The 22,808-nt window shown below is 72.1% G+C and carries 19 protein-coding genes; 10 read left to right on the top strand and 9 right to left on the bottom strand.

Annotation, left to right across the window (positions count from 1 at the left end; translation table 11 throughout):
- Nucleotides 1–62: 62 nt before the first annotated feature.
- The 5 genes from ACFSZT_RS26050 to mtnA all read right to left on the bottom strand — a co-directional run bounded on the left by ACFSZT_RS26050 (nucleotide 63) and on the right by mtnA (nucleotide 6,585).
- A complete protein-coding gene (locus ACFSZT_RS26050; RefSeq protein WP_377384669.1) occupies nucleotides 63–335 on the bottom strand; it encodes a hypothetical protein in 273 nt (90 codons plus the stop codon).
- A gap of 99 nt (nucleotides 336–434) precedes the next feature.
- A complete protein-coding gene (locus ACFSZT_RS26045; protein ID WP_377384671.1) occupies nucleotides 435–1,226 on the bottom strand; it encodes a 2-keto-4-pentenoate hydratase in 792 nt (263 codons plus the stop codon).
- A 49-nt stretch (nucleotides 1,227–1,275) separates the two neighbouring features.
- Nucleotides 1,276–4,122 carry an FAD-binding and (Fe-S)-binding domain-containing protein gene (locus tag ACFSZT_RS26040; protein WP_377384673.1) on the bottom strand — a complete coding sequence of 949 codons (2,847 nt, stop codon included), beginning with the start codon at nucleotides 4,120–4,122 and terminating at the stop codon, nucleotides 1,276–1,278.
- A 5-nt stretch (nucleotides 4,123–4,127) separates the two neighbouring features.
- Nucleotides 4,128–5,405, bottom strand: a complete 1,278-nt coding sequence (locus ACFSZT_RS26035; protein WP_377384675.1) for a hydroxyacid-oxoacid transhydrogenase — start codon at nucleotides 5,403–5,405, stop codon at nucleotides 4,128–4,130.
- 184 nt (nucleotides 5,406–5,589) lie between these two features.
- Nucleotides 5,590–6,585 carry an S-methyl-5-thioribose-1-phosphate isomerase gene (gene mtnA, locus ACFSZT_RS26030; RefSeq protein WP_377384677.1) on the bottom strand — a complete coding sequence of 332 codons (996 nt, stop codon included), beginning with the start codon at nucleotides 6,583–6,585 and terminating at the stop codon, nucleotides 5,590–5,592.
- A gap of 307 nt (nucleotides 6,586–6,892) precedes the next feature.
- Between mtnA and ACFSZT_RS26025 the strand changes: the two genes are divergently transcribed.
- The 3 genes from ACFSZT_RS26025 (at nucleotide 6,893) to ACFSZT_RS26015 (ending at nucleotide 10,874) form a co-directional block, all read left to right on the top strand.
- Nucleotides 6,893–8,098, top strand: a complete 1,206-nt coding sequence (locus tag ACFSZT_RS26025) for a cysteine desulfurase family protein (RefSeq protein WP_377384679.1) — start codon at nucleotides 6,893–6,895, stop codon at nucleotides 8,096–8,098.
- Between the two features lie 3 nt (nucleotides 8,099–8,101).
- Nucleotides 8,102–9,193, top strand: coding sequence for a tRNA 2-thiouridine(34) synthase MnmA (mnmA, locus tag ACFSZT_RS26020; protein WP_377384681.1), 1,092 nt, complete (start codon nucleotides 8,102–8,104; stop codon nucleotides 9,191–9,193).
- A gap of 160 nt (nucleotides 9,194–9,353) precedes the next feature.
- Nucleotides 9,354–10,874 carry an acyl-CoA synthetase gene (locus ACFSZT_RS26015; RefSeq protein WP_377384683.1) on the top strand — a complete coding sequence of 507 codons (1,521 nt, stop codon included), beginning with the start codon at nucleotides 9,354–9,356 and terminating at the stop codon, nucleotides 10,872–10,874.
- A 105-nt stretch (nucleotides 10,875–10,979) separates the two neighbouring features.
- Here the strand turns inward: ACFSZT_RS26015 and ACFSZT_RS26010 are convergent, their stop codons facing one another.
- Nucleotides 10,980–12,101, bottom strand: coding sequence for an MBL fold metallo-hydrolase (locus ACFSZT_RS26010; RefSeq protein WP_377384685.1), 1,122 nt, complete (start codon nucleotides 12,099–12,101; stop codon nucleotides 10,980–10,982).
- Between the two features lie 129 nt (nucleotides 12,102–12,230).
- Nucleotides 12,231–13,064 (bottom strand): nitrilase-related carbon-nitrogen hydrolase, encoded by an 834-nt coding sequence (locus tag ACFSZT_RS26005; RefSeq protein WP_377384687.1) that lies wholly within the window; start codon nucleotides 13,062–13,064, stop codon nucleotides 12,231–12,233.
- 96 nt (nucleotides 13,065–13,160) lie between these two features.
- Here ACFSZT_RS26005 and ACFSZT_RS26000 point away from each other — a divergent pair, with 96 nt between their 5' ends.
- From ACFSZT_RS26000 to ACFSZT_RS25985, 4 genes are all read left to right on the top strand, one after another.
- Complete coding sequence (locus ACFSZT_RS26000) at nucleotides 13,161–14,198, top strand: methionine synthase (RefSeq protein WP_377384689.1); 1,038 nt, start codon at nucleotides 13,161–13,163, stop codon at nucleotides 14,196–14,198.
- Nucleotides 14,199–14,208: 10 nt separating this feature from the next.
- Nucleotides 14,209–14,904 carry a hypothetical protein gene (locus tag ACFSZT_RS25995; RefSeq protein WP_377384691.1) on the top strand — a complete coding sequence of 232 codons (696 nt, stop codon included), beginning with the start codon at nucleotides 14,209–14,211 and terminating at the stop codon, nucleotides 14,902–14,904.
- Nucleotides 14,905–15,098: 194 nt separating this feature from the next.
- Entirely contained in the window at nucleotides 15,099–17,219 is a 2,121-nt protein-coding gene (gene ligA, locus ACFSZT_RS25990; protein WP_377384693.1) for an NAD-dependent DNA ligase LigA, read from the top strand.
- Nucleotides 17,216–17,716 (top strand): GNAT family N-acetyltransferase, encoded by a 501-nt coding sequence (locus ACFSZT_RS25985; RefSeq protein ID WP_377384695.1) that lies wholly within the window; start codon nucleotides 17,216–17,218, stop codon nucleotides 17,714–17,716. Before ligA ends, ACFSZT_RS25985 begins: the two co-directional genes overlap by 4 nt.
- Before the next feature lie 86 nt (nucleotides 17,717–17,802).
- Here ACFSZT_RS25985 and ACFSZT_RS25980 read toward each other — a convergent pair whose 3' ends face one another.
- Nucleotides 17,803–18,462, bottom strand: coding sequence for a hypothetical protein (locus ACFSZT_RS25980; protein WP_377384697.1), 660 nt, complete (start codon nucleotides 18,460–18,462; stop codon nucleotides 17,803–17,805).
- A 5-nt stretch (nucleotides 18,463–18,467) separates the two neighbouring features.
- The gene (locus ACFSZT_RS25975; protein ID WP_377384699.1) at nucleotides 18,468–19,121 is read right to left on the bottom strand and encodes an ACT domain-containing protein; all 654 of its coding nucleotides are present in this window, start codon (nucleotides 19,119–19,121) and stop codon (nucleotides 18,468–18,470) included.
- A gap of 335 nt (nucleotides 19,122–19,456) precedes the next feature.
- Between ACFSZT_RS25975 and gatC the strand changes: the two genes are divergently transcribed.
- Genes gatC through gatB form a run of 3 tightly spaced genes read left to right on the top strand, consistent with a single transcriptional unit; the run spans nucleotide 19,457 to nucleotide 22,760 of the window.
- A complete protein-coding gene (gene gatC, locus ACFSZT_RS25970) occupies nucleotides 19,457–19,756 on the top strand; it encodes an Asp-tRNA(Asn)/Glu-tRNA(Gln) amidotransferase subunit GatC (RefSeq protein ID WP_377385248.1) in 300 nt (99 codons plus the stop codon).
- Entirely contained in the window at nucleotides 19,753–21,258 is a 1,506-nt protein-coding gene (gene gatA, locus ACFSZT_RS25965; RefSeq protein WP_377384701.1) for an Asp-tRNA(Asn)/Glu-tRNA(Gln) amidotransferase subunit GatA, read from the top strand. The genes gatC and gatA overlap by 4 nt, the downstream gene beginning before the upstream one ends.
- Complete coding sequence (gatB, locus tag ACFSZT_RS25960) at nucleotides 21,255–22,760, top strand: Asp-tRNA(Asn)/Glu-tRNA(Gln) amidotransferase subunit GatB (protein ID WP_377384703.1); 1,506 nt, start codon at nucleotides 21,255–21,257, stop codon at nucleotides 22,758–22,760. The genes gatA and gatB overlap by 4 nt, the downstream gene beginning before the upstream one ends.
- Nucleotides 22,761–22,808 lie beyond the last annotated feature (48 nt).

Here is a 22,808-nt window from a genome sequence, read left to right as displayed (position 1 = left end):
GATCTTCCGGCGAGCCGCTGACCAGCGACGATACGTCGGCGATCGGTGGTCGAACCACCCGGTCAGGCCGCGGCGGTCGCGGCCAGGCCGAGTGCGGCGCGACCCGCCTCGGTGAGTACCGCGGGCACACGCTGGCCCTTGCGGGCGGTGAAGGCCGGGGCGATATAGCCACGCCGGGCGAGACTGTGCACGGTCGCTTGATCGCAGCACGCGAGCCCGTCGATGAACAGGTCGGGTTCACAGCTGCTCGTGAGTTCCGCGCCGCCCTCGGCGATGGCCATCAGGGTGGCGCGTTCACGATGATTCAGATCGGCGTCGTTGCTGGCCTGAGGCATCCGTGCCTCCTTGCGTCTCGCTTCCCGGCCTATACCGGCTGGTTGCCCATAATTCAATCCCACGACACGCCGAAAGTTAGGGATTTTGTGGAGAACGTCTCATTCGGGCGTGTCGAAGACCGCGGTGACCGTCCCCAGCTCGGCCATGGTCGCGACGACCGTTTCCCCAGGCAGCACCGGGAACGCGCGGGTCATGGAACCGGGTAGCACCACGTGGCCGGGCTCCAGCCCGATGCCGAGCGGACCGAGGGTGTTCGCCAGCCACACGAGCGCGTTGAGCGGGGAGCCGAGCACCGCGCCGCCGGCCCCGGTCGCCACGAGCTCGCCCGACTTGTGCAGCGTGCAGCCGGTCAGCCGGAGGTCGACGGCGGAGAGCGGCGTCGGCTTGCTGCCGAGCACCACGCCGCCGGAGGAGGCGTTGTCGGCGATGGTGTCGACGATCGAGATCGTCCAGTCCTGGATGCGGGAGTCGACGATCTCCAGTGCGGGCAGCACGAACTCCACGGCGCGCGCCGCGTCGGCCACCGTGACGCCCGGCCCGGTGAGCTGGCGGCCGAGCACGAACGCCACCTCCGGCTCGATCCGCGGCTGCAGGAACCGCGCCATAGGGATCGGCTGGTGCTCCAGGTGGAACATCCCGCTGAGCAGGTGGCCGTAGTCGGGTTGGTCGACACCCATCTGCTCCTGCATGGCCGCCGACGACAGGCCCACCTTGTGGCCCTTGACGATCTCGCCCTGCGCCGTCCACGCGCGCACCTGCTCCTGCTGGATGTGATAGGCGTCGGTCACCGTGGCGGCCGGGTGGTCGTCGATGATCGGGGGAATCGGTTTGCCGGTCTCGTAGGCCTGCAGCAGCCGGCCCGCGACCTCGCTCACGGCGTTCGCGTCCATGCGGCAACAGTCGCCGCAGGCCCGGCGCCGGGCAAGCCGGGTGTTCCGCTCAGCGGGACGACTCGGTGATCGCGTCGTCGAGCAGCTGGGCCAGGTGCAGCGCTCGCCGTCCGGTCAGATCGGCGATCTGGGTGCGGCAGCTGAACCCGTCTGCCAGCACCATCGTGTCCGGATGCGCCTCGATCTCCGGTACGAGCACGCGCTCGGCCGCCGCGACCGACACCTCGTAGTGGCCACGTTCCATCCCGAAGTTGCCCGCGAGGCCGCAGCAGCCGGAGTCGAGGGTCCGGTTGGCCACGCCGACCTTGCGCAGCAAGCGCTCCTCCGCGGCGTTGCCGATCACGGCGTGCTGATGGCAGTGCTGCTGCGTCATGGCCTCGCGGTCCACCGCCGGGAACTCCACGTCCGGCGCGTGCTTCTCGAGGAACTCCGCCAGCGTGAACGCGCTCTCCGGCAGCCCGCGCGGCTCGGCGGGCTCGAGCAGGTCGTGGATGTCGTGGCGCAGCACCGAAAGGCAGCTCGGTTCGAGGCCGACGATCGGGGTGCCGGCGTCGAGTTCGGGCCGCAGCACGCGCAGCGTCCGGCGCAGGACCCGCCGGGCGATGCCGAGCTGGCCGGTGGAGACCCAGGTGAGCCCGCAGCACACCGGTGAGCGCGGCAGCACCACGTCGAAGCCGGCGTAGTCCAGGACGCGGGCCGCGGCCGTGCCGATCTCGGGGGAGAAGTGGTTGGTGAACGTGTCCGGCCACAGCACCACCCTCGGCCGGTCGCCCCTGGCCCGGTGGCCGCGCAGCGCCTTCCGCAGGGTGGTGGGCGCGAACTCGGGGACCGACCGTTGTGGCGCGATCCCGCCCAGCCGCTTGAGGACCTTCGCGGGCAGCCGCGAGGCGAGCACGGCGTTGACCGCATGTGGCATCACCGAGGCCAGCCGCGACCACAACGGCAGGAAGCCGAGCGAGTAGTGGCTCACCGGCCGCACCCTGCGGGCGTAGTGCTGGTGCAGGAACTCCGCCTTGTAGGAAGCCATGTCCACATTGACCGGACAGTCGGACAGGCATCCCTTGCACGCCAGGCAGAGGTCGAGGGCGTCCCGCACCTCCGTGGAGCGCCAGCCGTCCGTCACCGTCTCGCCGCGCATCATCTCCGACAGCAGCCGCGCACGTCCGCGCGTGGAGTGCTCCTCCTTGCGCGTGACCATGTAGCTGGGGCACATCACGCCGCTCGAGGTGTCGACGCACTTGCCGACGCCGACGCACCGCCTGCTCGCGGTGGCGAGGCTGCCGCCGTCGTGCGGGTAGCGCAGCGTGACCGGCAGCGCGCGGACCGGCCCGTCGAACCGGAGGTCGGCGTCCAAGGGCCGCGGCCGGACGAGCACCCCGGGACCCAGCAGGTTGTCCGGATCCCAGATGTCCTTGAACGCCTCGAACAAGCGCAGGATCTCCGGCCGGTACATGCGCGGCAGCAGCTCCGCGCGCGCCTGCCCGTCGCCGTGCTCCCCGGACAGCGACCCACCGTGCGCGACGACGAGGTCGGCGGCCTCCTCCATGAACGTCCGGAAGCGGCGCCTGCCCTCGGTGGTGGTGAGCGCGAAGTCGATGCGGACGTGCACGCAGCCCTCGCCGAAGTGGCCGTACGGGATGCCGCGCAACCCGTGGTCGGCGAGCAACGCCCGGAACGCACGCAGGTAGGAGCCGAGCCGCTCCGGCGGCACCGCGGCGTCCTCCCAGCCGGGCCACGCCTCCAGGCTCTCCCCGGCGCTGCCGGGCACCCGGGTCGCGATACCGGACGCGGCCTCGCGAATGGACCACAGCTGCCGTTGATCGGCGGGGTCGTCGGCGAGTACCGCGTCGGCGCCCGTCTCGCGCCGCAGCGTGGCCGCGACCTCCTCGGCCCGCTGCACCGCATCCGCCGGGTCGTCGCCGCCGATCTCGATGAACAGCCAGCCACCGCCACGCGGCAGCCGGTCGAGCGCGGCCGGGCGCCTGCCGCGCACCAGCAGCGCGTCGATGAGATCGGCACCCATGCCCTCGATCGTCAACGGCTTCAGCGGCAGCACGTGCGGCACGGCGTCGGCGGCGGCCACGTCATCGGCGTACCCGGCCACCACGAGGACCCGTGCGGGCGGGGCGGGCACGAGGCGCACGGTGGCCTCGGTCAGCAGCGCGCACGTGCCTTCCGAGCCCACGAGCGCGCGGGCGACGTTGAAGCCGTTCTCGGGCAGCAGCTGGTCGAGGGCGTAGCCGGACACCCGGCGCGGCAGGGCCGGGAATCCCTGCCGCAGCAGGGCGAGGTTGTCCCGCACCAGGGCCCGCAGCCGGCGGGTGAGCTCGCCTGCCCGGCCGGTGTCCGCGTCGAGCGACGGCCCGAGCGTCACCGGCGTGCCGTCGGCCGTCAGCACGTCGAGGGAGACGACGTTGTGGGTCGTGCGGCCCCACGCCACCGAGTGCGAGCCGCACGAGTCGTTGCCGATCATGCCACCGATCGTGCACCTGCTGTGGGTGGACGGGTCGGGTCCGAACGTCAGGCCGTGCCTGCCCGCGTGCGCCCGCAGCGTGTCGAGCACGACGCCCGGCTGCACGCGCGCGGTCCGGTTCACCGGGTCGATGTCGAGGATCCGGTCGAGGTAGCGGGTGTAGTCCAGGACGACGCCCTCGCCGAGGGCCTGCCCGGCGATGCTCGTGCCCGCGCCACGCGCCGTGATCGGCACCCCGTGTGCGCGGCACACCCGCAGCACGGCCTCGACGTCGGCGGTGCTGCGCGGGAAGACGACCGCGGTGGGAACGTGCCGGTAGTTGGAGGCGTCCATGCTGAAGATCGCGCGCGCCGTCGTCCCCGCCTCGACGTCGCCCGTGACGGCGGAACGCAGATCGACGACGAAGCCGGTCCGGTCGGTCATGGGCCTCACCAGTTCTCGATCGAGCCGGCCAGGATCGCGGCGACGTCTTCGTCGCGCACGGCCCTCGGTGCCACGGCGAGCAGCCGTTGTTGCTGCATGGTGCCCTCGACCAGTGCCGGGATGTCCGCCTCGCCGTAGCCGACGCCGCCGAGACCGTTCGGGATGCCGATGTCGCGCATCAGCGCCGTCAGCACCGCGGGCAACTGGTCGCGCTCGTCGGTCTGCCGCGGCGCGCTCGGGTCGAGAATCTCCGCGGCCCGCAGGTGCTTGCCCGGATCGGTGGGAAACGTGAACCGGAACGCGGCCGGGGCCGTCAGCGACACCGACTCGCCGTGCGGCACGAGTGGGGCGTCCTGCGGGTAGTTCGCGGGCCGGTACTCGCGCACGCGGCCGGCGATCGGGTAGGCGCACGCGTGCGGGATGTGCACGCCGGCGTTGCCGAATCCCATGCCGGCGAACGTCGCCGCCAGCATCATGTCGGTGCGGGCCTGCAGGTCGCCTCCGTTGAGCACGGCCTTGCGGAACGAACGCGCGAGCAACCGCAGCGCCTGCTCGGTCCAGGCGTCGGAGATCGGGTTGGAGCCGTTGTAGGCGACGCGGTTCTCCGGCCGGTGCCGGGCGAAGGAGTGGTAGGGCTTGGCGGTGTAGGACTCGAGCGCGTGGCACAGGACGTCCATGCCACTGGCCGCGGTCACCTCGGGCGGCATCGACAGCGTCAGCAGCGGGTCGATCACGGCCATGCTGGGACGCAGCCTCGGGTGGCTGATGCCGGACTTGACGTGCAGGCCGAGGAAGTCCATCACGCACACCGGAGTGGTCTCGGAGCCGGTGCCCGCCGTGGTCGGTACGGCGACGAGCGGCTTGAGTGGCCCGTCCGGTGCCTTGCCCTGGCCGATCGGCTTGTTGACGTAGTCGAAGAGGTCGGCCGGGTAGGTGGTGAGGAGGTTGACGGCCTTCGCCGTGTCGATCGACGAGCCGCCGCCGACGCCGACGAAACCGTCCCACGTGGACTGCCGGGCGAACTCGACGGCTTCCGTGATGCTGCGGTCGGTCGGCTCGACGTGGGCCTGGTCGTAGATCTCCACGGTGAGCCCGCCCGCCTTCGCCGCGTCGGCCACGCGCTGCGGAACGCCGGTGGCGGCGACCCCCGGATCGGTGACGATCAGCACCCGCTGGGCGCCGAGCTGCGCGAGGTCCCAGCCGATCTCGTCCACCGCGCCCGCGCCGAACTTCAGCGGTGTCGCGCCCCAGGTGAAGACGGTCTCGGTCAGGTACTCGGTCATCGTCGTCCTCCTCGCGACAGCTCGCCACCAGCTGCGCCCCAGCGCGAGGGCGCAGCGTGGCACGGTGTCCACCCGGCGTCAACCTCAGCGTAGGGCCGGGATCGGTCCCGAGTAGACAGCCGGTTCCAGGCGGTGCCGTCGCCCTCGCCGTGTCCCCGGGCGCGCCTGCCCTGGAGGCCGCTGCCTATCGCGCCCGGCCGGCGAGCACGCCGTCCTCGGTGACCACGGCCGTCACGAGGTCCACCGGGGTGACGTCGAAGGCCGGGTTGAACACCTCGGCGCCGTCCGGGCTCACCGGAACGCCCGCCACGCAGGTCACCTCGTCCGCCGCGCGTTCCTCGATCACGATGGCGGTGCCGTCCGGCAGCGCGGTGTCCACTGTCGACGACGGTGCCACCACGACGAACGGGATGCCGTGGTGGGCGGCGGCGAGAGCGAGCGGGTAGGTGCCGACCTTGTTCGCGACGTCGCCGTTGGCGGCGATGCGGTCGGCTCCCACCACGACGGCGTCCACGAGGCCGCGCGCCAGAGCGGAGGCCGCGGCCGAGTCGGGCAGCACCCGGTAGCGCACGCCGGCCTCGGCCAGCTCCCACGCCGTGAGCCGCGATCCCTGCAGCAGCGGCCGGGTCTCGTCGGCGAGGACGTACTCGACCTGCCCGTCCGCGTGCAGGTGCCACACGACGCCGAGCGCGGTGCCCCACTCGACGGCCGCGAGCCGTCCGGTGTTGCAGTGCGTCAGCAGCCGCAGCGGCCGCCTGCCGACCTCGCGCAGCAGCAGGTCGGCGGCGTGGCGGGACGCCTCTCGGTTCACGCGGGCGTCCTCGTCGAGCATCGCCAGCGCCTGGGCCAGCACCGCCTCAGGGCCTTCCGGCAGCGCGGCGAGCGCGCGTTCGACGCCCCGGCGGAGGTTCACCGCCGTCGGCCGGGCGGCCGCGATCCGCTCGGCATCGGCGTGGACGGCGCCGCGGTCACCGCCGTGTACGCGGGCGGCGAGCACCACGCCCAGCGCCCCCGCCGCGCCGAGCGCCGGTGCACCGCGCACGGCCAGCCGCCTGATGGCGCCGACGAGCTCCTCGGGCGTCGACAGCCGCAGCGTGCGGTACGTGCCCGGCAGTGCGCACTGGTCGATGATCACGACCGCGCCGCCGCCCGAGTCGTCCCAGTCGATGGTTCTCTGCACGTCTCCGATTGTCCCGCCGGAGGAGCACCGCGGGGCCGGCGCGGTGCGGGTTCCCTCCCGTCGCGACGCCGGGACCGCTGATGCGCCGCCTCGGCCCGCGCGAGTCCGGCCGTGTCAGCTTCGTGCCGGGCCCTGTCCGCGCTGGTCGTCGGCGTGCTCCCCGGTGGCCGCGCCTGACCCGGCCCCGGTGGCGCCGGCCGGCACGCTCGCCGCCCTCGCCGCGGTCGGTGCCGTCCTGACCGGGCTCGGCAGCCCGTGAGCAGTGCCGCAGCCGTCTCCGTCCGGGCACGACTACCCTGGACAGGCGATGACTTACCTCGACCACGCGGCGACCACCCCCATGTTGCCGGACGCCATAGCGGCGATGAGTGACGCGCTGTCCACCGTGGGCAACGCGTCGTCGCTGCATTCCTCGGGCCGCCGGGCACGGCGCATGGTGGAGGAGGCCAGGGAGGCCGTGGCCGAGGCGCTCGACGCCCGCCCGTCCGAGGTCATCTTCACCGGGGGCGGCACCGAGAGCGACAACCTCGCCGTCAAGGGCATCTACTGGGCACGACGGGACGCCGAGCCGGCCCGGCGCCGTGTTCTGGTCAGCGCCGTCGAGCACCACGCGGTCCTCGACGCCGTCCGCTGGCTCGCCGACAACGCGGGCGCCGAGCTGACCTGGCTCGACGTGGACCGCCACGGCCGGGTGCACCCGGAGACGCTGCGGGCGGCCATCGAGGCCGGACCCGACGACGTCGCGCTCGCCACCGTCATGTGGGCCAACAACGAGGTCGGCACCATCAACCCGGTGCCCGAGCTCGCCGCATTGTGCGCCGAGTACGGCATCCCGCTGCACACCGACGCCGTGCAGGCCGTCGGCGGCACCGACGTCGGCTTCGCCGCCAGCGGGGCCAACGCCCTCACCCTCACGGGGCACAAGATCGGCGGCCCCTACGGCGTCGGCGCGCTGCTGCTGGACCGCGGCACGCCCTGCGTACCGCTCCTGCACGGCGGCGGACAGGAGCGCGAGGTGCGCTCCGGCACCCTCGACGTCCCCGGGATCCACGCGTTCGCCACGGCCGTGCAGGCCGCCGTCGAGCGCAGGCAGGCGACGGCCGACGAACTCGCCAAGCTGCGCGACGACCTCATCGCCGCAGTGTTCGAGCAGGTGCCCGACGCCGTCCTCAACGGCGTGCCCGCCGACCGCAGCGGCGGGGAACGGCTGCCCGGCATCGCGCACTTCACCTTCCCCGGCTGCGCGGGCGACAGTCTGCTCATGTTGCTGGACGCCAAGGGCATCGAGTGCTCCACCGGGTCCGCGTGCACCGCCGGGGTGGCCGAGCCCAGCCACGTGCTGATCGCGATGGGCGCGGACGAGGCGGCGGCCCGCGGGTCGCTGCGGTTCTCCCTCGGGCACACGTCCACCCGCGACGACGTGGACGCGCTGGCGCGTGAGCTGCGGGGTGTGGTCGACCGGGCGAGGCAGGCGGGGCTCGCCGGCCTGCGCAAGCAGAAGCAGGAGGTGTAGGCGATGCGCGTACTGGCCGCGATGAGCGGGGGAGTGGATTCGGCGGTGGCCGCGGCGCGCGCCGTCGAGGCCGGGCACGACGTCGTCGGTGTCCATCTCGCGCTGTCCGCCAAACCGGGCACGCTGCGGACCGGATCCCGCGGCTGCTGCACCGTCGAGGACGCCCACGACGCGCGTCGTGCGGCCGACATCCTCGGCATCCCGTTCTACGTGTGGGACTTCGCCGAGCGGTTCACCGAGGAGGTCGTGGAGACCTTCGTCGGCGAGTACGCCGCCGGGCGCACCCCCAACCCGTGCGTGACCTGCAACGAGAAGATCAAGTTCGAGGCGTTGCTGGACAAGGCCATGGCACTCGGCTTCGACGCCGTGTGCACCGGGCACTACGCGCGCCTGTCCGTTGTGGACGGTGTGCCGGAGCTGCGGCGCAGCGCCGACGAGGACAAGGACCAGTCGTACGTGCTCGCCTCGCTCACCCCGGAGCAGCTGCGGCACGCGATGTTCCCGCTCGGCGGCTCGCGCAAGCCCGACGTGCGCGCCGAGGCGGCCGAGCGCGGCCTCGCCGTCGCGCAGAAGCCGGACAGCCACGACATCTGCTTCATCCCGGACGGCGACACGAAGAAGTTCCTCGAGTCGCGGCTCGGGCAGCGGCCCGGCGATCTGGTGGACGCCGAGACCGGCGCCGTGCTGGGCAAGCACACCGGCGTGCACGGGTTCACCGTCGGCCAGCGCAAGGGCCTCGGCATCGACGCGCCCGCCCCGGACGGCAGGCCCCGCTACGTGCTGGCGCTGGAGCCGGTGTCGGGCACCGTGAAGGTCGGCCCGGCGCGGCAGCTGTCGGTCACGAGCATCCGGGCGGACCGGGCGATCTGGCCGGGCGAGCGGCCCTTGAACGGGCCCACCGAGTGTGTCGTGCAGGTCCGCGCGCACGGCGGCACCGCGCCCGCCGTGGCCGAGGCCGTCGGCGACGAGGTCCGGATCGAGCTGCGGGAGCCGCTGCGCGGGGTCGCGCCGGGTCAGGTCGCGGTGCTGTACCGGCCCGACGCCGGTGCCGGTGACCTCGTGCTGGGGAGTGCGAAGATCGCGGCCACGGCCTGAGGCTCGCGTCACCGGCTGCGGTCCTCGCCGTGTCGGCGACGATCCCGGGGCCCGGCGACCCGCTGCGAAGCCGGACGAGGCACCTGGCGACCGTGGGCTGGAGAGTGCGAAGATCGCCCCGACGGCGTAGCCACAACCCTCGCCCCGCGGGAGGAACTCGATGACGAGCATTGTCCGGTCCAGCACGGTCTCCGACATCCTGCGGCGCAGCGCGGGCCGGGTGCCCGATCGCGTGGCGCTGAAGTTCGCCGGCCGGACGTGGACTTACGCCGAGCTCGACGCGGCCGTCACGCGCGCCGCCGCGCACCTGCTCTCGCTCGGCCTGCGGCACGGCGATCGCGTGGCCGCCTACGGCAAGAACTCCGACGCGTTCCTCCTCGGCTTCCTCGCGTGTGCCCGCGCGGGGCTCGTGCACGTCCCGGTGAACTACAACCTCACCGGCGACGAGCTGGCCTACCTCCTCCAGCAGTCGGGGAGCACCGTGGCTCTCGTCGACCCGGCGCTGCGGGGCAACGTCGACGAGCTCGGGCTCCCGCTCAAGCACATCCTCCCGTTGCGCGACAGCGACGGCTCGCTGCTGGCGGTGGCGAGCGCCGGGGAGGTGCCCACGGTGGACGCCGAGGTGGCCGACACCGACCTCGTGCAGCTGCTCTACACGTCCGGCACCACCTCGCGGCCCAAGGGCGCGATGATGACCCACCGGGCGCTCGTGCACGAGTACCTCTCCTGCATCGTCGATCTGGATCTGACCGACGGCGACGATCCGCTGCACGTGATGCCGCTCTACCACTCGGCGCAGATGCACGTGTTCCTGCTGCCGTGGCTGGCTGTCGGCGCCACCAACACGCTGCTGGAGATTCCCGACCCGGCCGACATCCTGCGCGGGCTGGCGGCGGACCGGCACGGTGCCTTCTTCGCCGCGCCCACGCTGTGGGTGGCCCTCGCCAACCACCCCGACTTCGGCGCCCAGGACCTCTCGGCGTTGCGCAAGGCCTACTACGGCGCGTCGATCATGCCCGGTCCCGTGCTGGAGCGCCTGCGCCAGGCGATGCCGGAGCTGGGTTTCTACAACTGCTTCGGCCAGTCCGAGATCGGCCCGCTGGCCGCCGTGCTGCGTCCCGAGGACCACGAGGCGCGCCCCGACTCGGCCGGGCGTCCGGTGCTGTTCGTCGAGGCGCGCGTGGTGGACGCCGAGGGCAACGACGTCGCACCCGGCGAGCTCGGCGAGGTGGTCTACCGCTCGCCGCAGCTCTGCCTCGGCTACTGGGACAAGCCGGAGGAGACAGAGGAGGCCTTCGCGGGCGGCTGGTTCCACTCCGGCGACCTCGTGCGCCTCGACGAGGAGGGTTACCTCTTCGTCGTCGACCGCATCAAGGACGTCATCAACACCGGCGGCGTCATGGTCGCCTCGCGGGAGGTCGAGGACGCGCTCTACACCCACCCGGCGGTCGGTGAGGTCGCCGTGGTCGGGCTGCCCGACGAGAAGTGGATCGAGGCGATCACGGCCGTCGTGGTGCCCAAGGACAAGGCCGTCGCCGAGGACGAGCTGACGCGGTGGGTCAAGGACCGGCTCGCGTCGTTCAAGGTGCCCAAGCGCGTGCACTTCGTCGACGACCTGCCGCGCAACGCCTCCGGCAAGATCCTCAAGCGGGAGCTCCGCGACCGGCTCGCGGGACGCTGAGCGAGGGCAGCGTCCGGGTGAGCATCTCGGCAAGCTGTGCCGGGTCGGGCGATGCGGAACTGTCGGGGAGCAGCACCGGTTCGTCGAGCCGAGCGCGCCGAAGGACTACGTGCCGCTCGACGGCGCGGGACACTTCCCCGTCGAGGCCCCGGGCGCGCACCGGCTCGCCGAGCTGCTCGCCGCTGAGGCGAGGGTGTAGCGGCGGACGCCGTCGTCGTCGGCCGCGGCCAGCCTGCCCTGGGCCACCAGCAGGTCGAGGTGCGCGCCGGTTTCCAGCACGGCGAGCATCTGGTTCATCGGATCCAGCTCGGTGAGCTTGCGTTCCCGACGTGTCCACGCCAGCCGTGTCGCCGACTCGTAGGCCGTCTCCGCTCCGGACGCGATGGTCTCCATCGTCTGGTCGAGCCGCTGATCATGGTGTGCCAGCAGCTCGTCCACCCGAGCATGCACGCTCGGCGACACCGGACCGTGCGCCGGCAGCATCCGCAGGTCCGGCATATCCCGCACCACCCGCAGGGAGCCGAGGTACTCGCGCAGCGGCAGTTCCGACGGCGCGGGCTGGAACCCGATCGACGGCGTGATGTGCGGCAGGACGTGGTCGCCGGAGAAGAGCAGGCCGGCGGCGCCGTCGGCGAACACCACGTGCCCGGCCGTGTGCCCGGGTGTGTGCACCACGTCGAGGTCACGCCCGGGCAGCACCGTGCGCCGTCCCGGGGTGAGCCACTCGTCGGGGTTCTCCCACAGCTCGGCGGCCGTGCCGGGCGACCGGTCGGCGAACATCTCGGCCAGTTCGGCGATCACCGTGTCGCCGCCTGCCCGCTTCAGCAGCCGTACCTGCGCCCCCATGGTGAGCGCGCCGGGCTCGCCTGCGATCCGCAGCGACGGTTCCTCGAGCAGGCCCAGCGCGATCCTGCCGCCGAACTTCCGCCGCAGCGTCACGGCGAGCGTGTAGTGGTCGCGGTGGACGTGGGTCACGAGGAACTGGCTCACGTCGCCCAGCTCCGCACCGAGCCCCTTCAGCCCGGCCGCCAGCTGGTCCTCCGCCTCGTCGAGCGCCCAGCCTGAGTCGATCAGCACCAGCGAGTCGCCGTCGGTGATCGCGTAGACGTTCACCGCGCGCAGGGCGTCGTTGGGCAGGGGCAGCGGAATCCGGTAGACCCCGGGCGCCACCCGGTAGACACCCGGTTCGGCCCAGTGGCGGGAGTTGTCGTCATCGAGCGGTTCCACTGCCTGACCTCGCTGTCCGTTCGCAACAGTGCTGAGCCCTTCGATCAGACCAGCACTTCGCGACCGGCCGCAGTGCTGTGAGACACAGTTCACGACATCCGTCGCTCGGTCAGTCGAGTGGGCCGGAGGTCAGTCGCTGCCGCTTTCGTTGATCAGCCGGTCCAGTTCGCGGCGCAGCAGGCCGAGCCGGGCGTCGGCGAGCAGCGGGATCTCGCGCCTGCGCCTGCGGATCGCGGACAGGTCGATGTCGACGACCGTGAGCGAGGAGTCCCAGTTCGGCGCACTCGCCACCACCGAGCCCCACGGGTCCACCACCCGCGAGCCGCCCCAGAAACGGACACCGGCCTCGTCACCGACCCGGTTCACGAACACCACCCAGCACTGCTGCATGCGCGCGGTGAAGGTGAGCAGATCGTGCCAGTACTCGGCGGGGTCGAACGATCCGCCCGTGAGCCGGGCGGCGCTGTTGGCGGGCACGATCAGCAACTCGGCACCGTCCTGCGCGGCGAGCCACGGCAGCATCGGCTGCCACGCGTCGTTGCAGATCAGCGTGGCGAACCGGCCGTGGCGCGTGTCGAACGCCCGCATGTGCTGGCCCGGGTTGGCGTGCTTGCGCTCCTCCCAGATCAGGTAGTTCGGCAGGTAGAGCTTGCGGTGGTTGTGCACCAGCTCGCCGCCGGAGTAGTAGAGCGCGGAGTTGTGCTTGCGGATGCGGCCGTCCTCGAGCAGGCCGATGACCACGTCGGGACCGTGCCGCGAGAGGTCGGCGAGACGCGGGTCGTCGGGCCACAGCGCGATGTCGTCGGCGAGCTGACCGAGTGCGTAACCGGTCAGGCTCAGTTCCGGGAAGACGACCAGATCGGCGTGTTCGGCGGCGGCGTCCTTGATGAGCCGCTCGGCATCGGCCAGGTTTCCCTCCACGTCGCCGAGCAGGCAGTCGGTCTGGGCCAGTGCCACTCTCATGCGTCTCACCTCCTTTGCTCGCAGCGATTTCGGCAGCAATGACGGTACCCGGCCCGTGCTGTGTTCCCGATGCGGTGATGGGAAACAATCTCGGACGTGACTGAGCAAGCATGGCCGCACGGCGCGGGCACCGGCATCGGCTCGATGCCGGGCACCGACGCCGCCGAGGCGGCCGCCATCGTGTTCGGCGAGCTGCCCGAGTTCCCGCATCTGCCGGAGCTGCCCGCCCGCGGTGTCGGCGCCGACGTCATCGGGCGCACGGCCGCGTTGCTGGTCGACCTCGCCGTCGAGGTGGTGCCGAGCGGCTACCGCGTCGCGGCCAGGCCGGGCCGGGACCACCGGCGCGCCGTGGACCTCATGCGCTGGGACATCGACGCGTTCTCCGACGCTGCCGACCGTGCGGGTGCGCGCCCGCCGGCGGTCAAGACCCAGCTGGCGGGCCCGTGGACGCTGGCAGCGGGCGTCGAGCTGGCCCGGGGCCATCGCGTGCTGACCGATCACGGCGCGACGCGCGACTTCGCCTCGTCACTGCTCGAGGGCCTCGCCGCGCACGTCTCCGAGCTGGCCGAGCGGACCGGCGCCGGGATCGTGGTGCAGCTGGACGAGCCGACCCTGCCCGACGTCCTCGCGGGAGCCCTGCCGACGCCGTCCGGGTACGGCACGGTCGACGCCGTGCCCGAACCCGAGGCGCGGGACCTGCTCGCCACGGTCGTCGCGGGCGCGGAGAAGGTCACCGGCAACCCGGTGATCGTGCATTGCTGTGCGCGCAGGCCACCGGTCTCACTGCTGCGGTCGGCCGGGGCGGGCGCGCTCGCGCTCGACGCGACCCTGCTCGACGGTGCCCCGGGCAGCCTGCTCGACGAGATCGGCGAGGCGTGGGACGGCGGTACGGAGCTCGTGCTCGGGCTCGTGCCCACCGAGGCGCCCGCCACGCCGGTGACACTGCGCGAGGTCGCCGGGCCGGCGCTCCGGCTGGTCGACCGGCTCGGGTTCAACCGCTCCATCCTCGCCGAGCGCGCCGTGCCCACCCCCGCGTGCGGGCTCGCCGGCGCGACCGGCGAGTGGATGCGCAGGGCGTTGTCGCTCACGCGCGATCTGGGCAAAGCGTTCGTCGAGCCACCGGAAGGCTGGTAGGAACAGGCAGATGGGATGGTTTCGACGCGGGAACCGGGGTGAGCAGGAGCCGCCCGACCCGCGCACACCGTGGCCCGAGCAACCCGTCCCCGACGATCCGGAGGCGGCGGCCGCCGAGTTCTGGCGTACGTGGTCCGAGCTGCTGCCGGAGATCAGCTCCGCGCTCGGTGAGGGGGAGCCGCAGCGCGCGGAGAGCCTGCTGGTCGATGTCGTCGCCCGCGTGCACCCGGACCTGCAGTTCGCGCTCGACCGCGGCCAGCGGGCGATCTACGCGCTCGTCGTCAGTGGCCAGGAGGATCCGGCCCTGCGTCCCTACACCGACGCGTGGAAGGCCGCCGCACCGCCGGATGACGCCATCTGGGAGTACCACGACTCGGTGCCGCCCGTGCCGGATCCGACCGGTGTCGCCGTGAACCTGGCCGGCGTGCGCATCGACCTCGCCGACGTCCGGGTGGTGGCGCAGGTCGACGAGGCCGAGCAGGTGGTGGACGTCGCGGTGCACCACCCGGCGCTGGGCGAGCTGACCGAGGCTGCCCGGACGACGATGACCTTCCTGCCGCTCGACGCGACGCTGGGGGAGCGGCTCGCCGCCGAGCGGCTCCGGCGGGTGGAGACGGCGGTGGCCGAGCCCGCCAACGCCATCGGCCTGCTGGAGTTCCGCGAGCTGGTTCGTGGCCTCGGCTGCGATGCCGGAGAGGGCCGCTGAGTTCCCCGGCGTCGGTTTCGCCGTTGCGCTGGTGACGCGAAAACCCCCGTCGCCCCGCGGAGACGGCGGATACGGCTACCGGAACGGCGCACACGGCGACGCAGACGGCGGACACGGCTACGGGAACGGCGCACACGGTCAGCCCACGGCGGGCTGGGCGGCAATGTCGGTGGGGGCAACTAGAGTTCGACGATGTGACCAGTCAAGACCTGTCCGGTGGACACGTGGCCGAGGACATCAAGGACGTGCCTTCGGACGTGCGCGAGCGGCACACCGCACTGGCCGAAGAGGTCAAGGGCCACCAGTTCCGGTACTACGTCCTGGACTCGCCGACCATCACCGACGGCGAGTTCGACGCACTGCTGCGCGAGCTCGAGGAGTTGGAGCGCGAGTACCCCGGGCTGGCGACGCCCGACTCGCCCACCCAGAAGGTCGGCGGGACGTTCTCGACCGAGTTCACCGCCCACGACCACCTCGAGCGGATGCTCAGCCTCGACAACGCGTTCGACCTCGAGGAGCTGCGGGCCTGGGTCGACCGGGTCGAGAAGGAGGTCGGCGGCTCCACGCGGTACCTGTGCGAGCTGAAGATCGACGGTCTGGCCATCAATCTGCTCTACGAGCACGGCAAGCTCACCCGGGCTCTCACGCGCGGTGACGGCCGCACCGGCGAGGACGTGACACTGAACGTCCGCACGCTGCAGGACGTCCCCGAGCGGCTCACTCCCAGCGACCGCTTCCCGGTGCCGGACCTGGTCGAGGTGCGCGGCGAGGTCTACTACCGCGTCGAGGAGTTCGCCGAGCTCAACGCCCGCCTGGTCGAGGCGGGCAAACCGCCGTTCGCCAACCCGCGCAACGCCGCCGCGGGCTCACTGCGGCAGAAGGACCCGAAGGTCACGCGCTCGCGTCCGCTGCGGCTGCTGTGTCACGGCCTGGGCAAGCGGCAGGGCTTCGACCCCGAACGCCAGTCGGAGGCCTACGACGCGCTGGCCGCGTGGGGGCTGCCGGTGTCGCAATACAGCAAGGTGATCGAGACGGCCGGGGGGCTCGTCGAGCACATCGAGTACTGGGGCGAGCACCGGCACGACGCCGAGTACGAGATCGACGGCGTGGTCATCAAGGTCGATCAGGTCGCCCTGCAGCGCAGGCTCGGGGCCACGTCGCGGGCGCCGCGCTGGGCCATCGCGTACAAGTACCCGCCTGAGGAGGCCACCACGACGCTGCTCGACATCCGCGTCAACGTCGGCCGCACCGGGCGCGTCACGCCGTACGCCGTGATGGAGCCGGTCAAGGTCGCCGGCTCCACGGTCGCGATGGCGACGCTGCACAACGCCGAGGAGGTCAAGCGCAAGGGCGTGCTCATCGGCGACCGTGTGGTGATCCGCAAGGCGGGCGACGTGATCCCCGAGGTGCTGGGCCCGGTGGTGGACGTGCGCACCGGCTCCGAACGCGAGTTCGTGATGCCCACCCACTGCCCGGAGTGCGGCACCCAGCTGGCGCGCCAGAAGGAGGGCGACGTCGACATCCGCTGTCCGAACGCGCGGACGTGTCCCGCCCAGTTGCGGGAGCGGCTGTTCCACCTCGCCGGGCGCGGAGCGTTCGACATCGAGGTGCTCGGCTACGAGGCGGCGAGCGCGCTGCTGCAGTCGGGTGTGGTCACCGACGAGGGCGACGTGTTCTCCCTCGACGAGGGGAAGCTCAAGCAGGTCGAGCTGTTCGTGACGAAGGCGGGGGAACTGTCCGCCAACGGTCAGCGGCTGCTGGCCAATCTCGACTCCGCCAAGGACCGTCCGTTGTGGAAGGTGCTCGTCGGGTTGTCGATCCGGCACGTCGGTCCCACGGCCGCGCAGGCGCTGGCGCGCGAGTTCGGCTCGCTCGAGGCCATCGACAACGCCACCGAGGAGGAGCTGGCGGGCGTCGACGGCGTCGGTCCCACCATCGCGAAAGCGGTGCGGGAATGGTTCGCGGTGGACTGGCATCGCGAGATCGTCGAGAAGTGGCGGCGCGCCGGTGTGCGGATGGAGGAGGAGCGCGACAGCTCCGTACCGCGCAACCTCGAGGGGCTCTCGATCGTGGTCACCGGCTCGCTGGAGTCGTTCTCGCGCGACGAAGCCAAGGAGGCCATCATGGCGCGCGGCGGCAAGGCGGCCGGATCGGTCTCGAAGAAGACGGCGTTCGTGGTGGTCGGCGACGCGCCCGGCTCCAAGTACGACAAGGCGGTGCAGCTCAAGGTGCCGGTGCTGAACGAGGACGGCTTCCGCGTGCTGCTCGACCGCGGCCCGGACGCGGCGAGGGAGGTCGCGGAGGTGTCCGATTGAGTGACATCGTGGTGCGCCCGGCCCGGCCGGACGAGTTCGCTGCGCTGGGCGCGCTCACCCTGGCCGCGTACGAGGCCGACGGGCTGCTCCTGCACGCCGCCGGGGAGTCCTATGCCGCCGAGCTGCGTGATGCCGCCCAGCGTGCCGAGCAGGCGGAACTCCTGGCCGCGGTCGACGCGTCCGGCACCCTGCTGGGAACGGTCACCGTCGCGCCGCCCGGCACGCCGTATGCGGAGATCTCCCGCGACGGCGAGGTCGAGTTCCGCATGCTTGCCGTGGCGCCGGAGGCCCGCGGACGCGGTGTCGGCGAGGCGCTCACGCGCGCGGTGCTGGACCGGGCCCGCGACCTCGGTGCCACCCGGGTCGTGCTGTGCAGCCTCGATCTGATGAAGTCCGCGCACCGGCTCTACGCCCGGCTCGGCTTCACGCGGTTGCCCGACCGCGACTGGGAACCCGTCCCCGGCGTGACGCTCTATGCCTACGGGCTCACGCTGTAGCGGGTTCCGGCAGGGGCTCGCCGGTCTCCAGCAGTGCCGTGGACTCGCGAGCAGGGCGGGCCGGCCCCGGCTTATCCGGCTGCACGTCAACGGCGCCGACGGGCCCGGGTGGTCCGCCGCACCACGAGGTACGCGGCCCCCGCCACGGCGAGCCCCACGAGGATGGTCGGCACGAGCCCGATCCGGGCGACGATCCAGTCCACGATGTGTCGGCTGCGGGAGTGCGGGTCGGCCAGCACGATCGTGACGAACAAAGCCGCGAGCACGACCACCGCGGCGAAGACCCAGCGGCCGAGGCGCGCGCCGAGCCCGAGCCGGTGGACGACGACCTGGCCGGCCTGGACGATCCGCCGCGCGCGGAAGACGTAGAGCGCCTGGACCAGCCGCAGCAGCTGGACGGGACCGACCACGAACACCACGGCCGGCACGGTCGCGGCCACCACGATGAGCTGCCATCGATACCGCCGTAGCCACACCCGCACGCTGCCCGACAGCCACAGCAGGACCGCGGATTCACCGACGAGCACGCCCAGCGACGCCCAGTTGAGGACGTAGCCGATCACCGACGCCGTCCCGGCGGCCCGAGTCAGGAACACCGCGGGAATGGACGCCAGCGCGGCCACGAGCACCGGGACGGTCATCCGGCGTTCGAACTCGTCCGCACGGTCGGCCTGCCCGTTGCCGCTCGCTTCGGCTGCCCGCGCCTCGGCGCCGGCCTCGTCGTCGCTGGAGCGCTCGCCCGGCACGAGGCCTACGCGTCGAGCACGACCGCCACGATGCCCGCCAGATGGGCCAGCCGCGCGACCTCGGCCGCCCGGAACCCCGGGCCTCCGGGACGGCCCACGAGCAGCACCCGGTCTGGCTTGCCCAGCGGTGTCGCCGCCAGTTCGGTGCCCAGCTCGCGCCAGGTCTCGGGAATCCACTGCTCGTCGCCGTCCAGCACCGTGGCGCGTTCCAGCGGCAGCCACGGCACCTGCTTGATCGGCGTCTCCGGCGCGGCGCCGGACGCGGCCAGCCGCTCCACGCCGCCCGAGGTGTGCTGCACGACCACCGACCAGCCGGCGCGCACGATCTTCGGCACGCCGTCCGCGAGCAGCGCCAGCCCGTGCTTGGGCTGTGCCGCGATCTCCTCGACAAGCTCCAGCTCGCGGTGGGTGTCCAGGATCCCGGCGTACGGGCGCACGGCATCGACCTCGACGCCCTCGACGCTCTCGGCCGCGGTGATGAGCGCATCCGGAAGACGCCCGGACGGCAGCTCCACGACCAGGTCGTCGACGGCGATGCCATCGCCGCGCTCGACGATGTCGACGCTCAGTATGTCGGCACCGGCCATGCCGAGGGCGGTGGCGACCGCGCCGAGGGTCCCCGGGCTGTCCGGAAGCTGCACGCGGATCAGGAACGACACCGTGCGCTCCCTTCGGTTCTCGTCCGGTACCGCTCCACGCCGGGCCGGCGGCCCGCCGCAGGCGGCCTGTTCACCTCATTCAAGCAGCTCACCGCAGCTTTCAGACCTGTCGTCTCTCGGGGCACTCCCTCCTTGCCGTGGAGCGCTATGCCGACCGGTGATTGTGACAGAACCCGGGCGCGGGATGTAGCCGCCGTCGGCGTGGCGGCGCCGACACCGCAGGCGGCAACCCCGTCGAACCGGCGAGGCGTAACGCCATAGACTGCCTGGGAGAAGGCCGATATCCGCAGGTGCCCGACCTGCGGTTCGAGTACACCCCCACCGGAGTCACCCGCGTGTCGAACATTTCCCGCGACGAAGTCGCGCACCTCGCCAAGCTGGCCAGGCTGGCGGTCACCGACGACGAGCTGGACACCTTCGCGGGCCAGCTCGACCAGATCCTGGATGCGGTGGCCAAGGTCGGTGAGGTCGCCCGGGACGACATCCCGCCCACCTCGCACGCCGTGCCGCTGACCAACGTGTTCCGGCCGGACGAGATCAGGCCCGGGCTCAGCCAGGAGCAGGCTCTGGCAGGGGCACCCGCGGCCGAAGAGGGACGGTTCCGCGTTCCGCGCATCCTGGGGGAGGAACAGTGACCGATCTGACCAGGCTGTCCGCCGCCGAGCTCGCCGAGAAGATCCACTCCGGCGAGGTCACCTCCGTCGAGGTGACGCAGGCGCATCTGGACCGCATCGGCGAGGTGGACGGGACCGTCAACGCGTTCCTGCATGTCGACGCCGAGGGCGCGCTGGCCGCGGCGCGCCGGGTGGACGCCGACGTGGCCGAGGGCCGTGCACCGGTCTCGCCGATCGCGGGTGTGCCGCTCGCGCTCAAGGACGTGCTCACCACCGAGGGCATGCCGACCACCTGCGGCTCCAAGACCCTGGAGAACTGGCTCCCGCCGTACGACGCCACGGTGACGCGCAGGCTACGCGAGGCGGGCGTGCCGATCCTGGGCAAGACCAACATGGACGAGTTCGCCATGGGCTCGTCCACGGAGAACTCGGCGTTCGGTCCCACCCGCAACCCGTGGGATCGCGACCGCATCCCCGGTGGGTCCGGTGGCGGGTCTTCGGCGTCGCTCGCCGCGTTCGAGGCGCCGCTGGCCATCGGCACCGACACCGGCGGCTCGATCCGCCAGCCCGCCGCCGTCACCGGCACTGTCGGCGTCAAGCCGACCTACGGCGGTGTGTCCCGCTACGGCCTCGTCGCCTTCTCCTCGTCGCTGGACCAGGCGGGCCCGTGCGCGCGGACAGTGACCGACGCGGCGCTGCTGCACCAGGTGATCGCCGGGCACGACCCGCTCGACTCGACGTCCATCGACGCGCCCGTCCCGGGCGTCGTGGCCGCCGCGCGGGAGGGTGCGCGCGGCGACCTCACCGGCGTGAAGATCGGAGTCGTCACCGAACTCGCGGGAGAGGGCTACCAGGCGGGTGTGCTGCGGTCGTTCGAGGCGGCCGTCGCGCAGCTGCGGGATCTCGGCGCCGAGGTCGTCGAGGTGTCCTGCCCGAACTTCGTCTACGCGCTGCCCGCGTACTACCTGATCGCGCCGAGCGAGTGTTCCTCGAACCTGGCGCGGTTCGACGCGATGCGGTACGGCCTGCGCGTCGCCGACGACGGTACGCACAGCGCCGAGGAGGTGATGTCGCTGACCCGCGAGGCCGGGTTCGGCCCGGAGGTCAAGCGCCGCATCATGCTCGGCACGTACGCGCTGTCGTCGGGGTACTACGACGCCTACTACGGCTCCGCGCAGAAGGTGCGCACGCTCATCACCCGCGACTTCACCGCCGCCTTCGAGCAGGTGGACGTCCTCGTGTCGCCGACGACGCCGACCACCGCGTTCCGGATCGGCGAGCGCGTGGACGACCCCCTCGCGATGTACCTGGCCGACCTGTGCACCATCCCGGCCAACCTGGCGGGCAACGCGGCGATGAGCGTCCCGAGTGGACTCTCCGACGAGGACGGTCTGCCCGTCGGCCTGCAGATCATGGCACCCGCGCTCGCCGACGACCGGCTCTACCGCGTCGGCGCCGCCTACGAGGTGGCCCGTGGGCCGGTGCTCGACAAGCTTCCGGAACTGGAGGTGGCCGCCAAGTGACCGCGACGGCTGAAGTCATGGACTACGCCGAGGTCGTCGAACGATACGACCCGGTGCTGGGGCTCGAGGTCCACGTCGAGCTGAACACCAACACGAAGATGTTCTGCGGCTGCCCCAACCGGTTCGGCGGCGACCCGAACACGCATGTGTGCCCGACCTGCCTCGGCATGCCCGGCTCGCTGCCGGTGGTCAACGGCAAGGCCGTGGAGTCGGCGATCCGCATCGGCCTCGCGCTGAACTGCGAGATCGCGGAGTGGTGCCGCTTCGCGCGGAAGAACTACTTCTACCCGGACATGCCGAAGAACTTCCAGACCTCGCAGTACGACGAGCCGATCGCGTTCAACGGCCACCTCGACGTGATGCTCGACGACGGCGAGGTGGTGCGCGTCGAGATCGAGCGCGCGCACATGGAGGAGGACACCGGCAAGTCGCTGCACGTGGGCGGTGCGACCGGCCGTATCCACGGCGCCGAGCACTCGCTGCTCGACTACAACCGCGCCGGCGTGCCGCTCATCGAGATCGTCACCAAGCCGATCGTCGGCATGGGGGAGCGGGCGCCCGAGGTCGCGCGCGCGTACGTGACCGCGCTGCGGGACCTGCTGCGCGCCATGGACGTCTCCGACGTCCGCATGGATCAGGGCTCGCTGCGCTGCGACGCCAACGTCTCGCTCATGCCGAAGGGCACGAGCGAGTTCGGCACCCGCACCGAGACCAAGAACGTCAACTCGCTGCGCAGTGTCGAGCGGGCCGTGCGTTACGAGATGACCCGGCAGGCCGCGGTGCTCGCCTCCGGCGGCACCGTGACCCAGGAGACCCGGCACTTCCAGGAGTCCGACGGCAGCACGTCGCCGGGCCGCACCAAGGAGACCGCCGAGGACTACCGGTACTTCCCGGAGCCCGACCTGGTGCCGATCGCGCCGTCGCGTGAGTGGGTCGAGGAGCTGCGCGCCACGATCCCGGAGATGCCGTGGGAGCGCCGCAAGCGCATCCAGGCCGAATGGAACCTCACCGACGAGGAACTGCGCGACCTCGTCAACACCGGCGCCGCCGACCTGGTGTCGGCCACCGTCGACGCGGGCGCCGACCCGGGCGAGGCCCGCAGCTGGTGGGTGCAGTACCTGACCCAGCAGGCCAACACACGCGAGGTGGAGCTCGCCGACCTTCCGATCACGCCCGTGCAGGTGGCGCGGGTCATCGAGCTGGTCAAGGCCGGCGAGCTGACCAACAAGCTCGCCCGCGAGGTCGTGCAGGGCGTGCTGGCCGGTGAAGGCGAGCCCGACGACGTCGTGGAGAAGCGTGGCCTCAAGGTCGTGTCGGACGACTCCGCGCTGCTCGCCGCCGTCGACGAGGCGCTGGCCGCGCAGCCGGACATCGCGGACAAGATCCGCGGCGGCAAGGTGCAGGCCGCGGGCGCCATCGTCGGCGCCGTCATGAAGGCCACCAAGGGGCAGGCCGACGCCAAACGCGTTCGCGAGTTGATTTTGGAACGCGTCGGGGCTTGATGTGCGGCGCGGGTAGGGAAGCTCGGCGCTTTCCTCGCTCCGGGATCG

The sequence above is a fragment of the Prauserella oleivorans genome (assembly GCF_042685745.1).
GTDB lineage: Bacteria > Actinomycetota > Actinomycetes > Mycobacteriales > Pseudonocardiaceae > Prauserella_A > Prauserella_A oleivorans.
Note: the sequence above shows the minus strand (reverse complement) of the source record. Positions and strands in the feature narration are given on the sequence as shown.

Bases quoted from the DNA above. Each gene is read 5' to 3' on its own strand.
- ACFSZT_RS26050 (WP_377384669.1), bottom strand. From the start codon at position 335: ATGCCTCAGGCCAGCAACGACGCCGATCTGAATCATCGTGAACGCGCC.
- ACFSZT_RS26025 (WP_377384679.1), top strand. From the start codon at position 6,893: ATGACTTACCTCGACCACGCGGCGACCACCCCCATGTTGCCGGACGCC.
- ACFSZT_RS26040 (WP_377384673.1), bottom strand. From the start codon at position 4,122: ATGACCGACCGGACCGGCTTCGTCGTCGATCTGCGTTCCGCCGTCACG.
- ACFSZT_RS26035 (WP_377384675.1), bottom strand. From the start codon at position 5,405: ATGACCGAGTACCTGACCGAGACCGTCTTCACCTGGGGCGCGACACCG.
- ACFSZT_RS26045 (WP_377384671.1), bottom strand. From the start codon at position 1,226: ATGGACGCGAACGCCGTGAGCGAGGTCGCGGGCCGGCTGCTGCAGGCC.
- ACFSZT_RS26015 (WP_377384683.1), top strand. From the start codon at position 9,354: ATGACGAGCATTGTCCGGTCCAGCACGGTCTCCGACATCCTGCGGCGC.
- ACFSZT_RS25995 (WP_377384691.1), top strand. From the start codon at position 14,209: ATGGGATGGTTTCGACGCGGGAACCGGGGTGAGCAGGAGCCGCCCGAC.
- mnmA (WP_377384681.1), top strand. From the start codon at position 8,102: ATGCGCGTACTGGCCGCGATGAGCGGGGGAGTGGATTCGGCGGTGGCC.
- ACFSZT_RS26005 (WP_377384687.1), bottom strand. From the start codon at position 13,064: ATGAGAGTGGCACTGGCCCAGACCGACTGCCTGCTCGGCGACGTGGAG.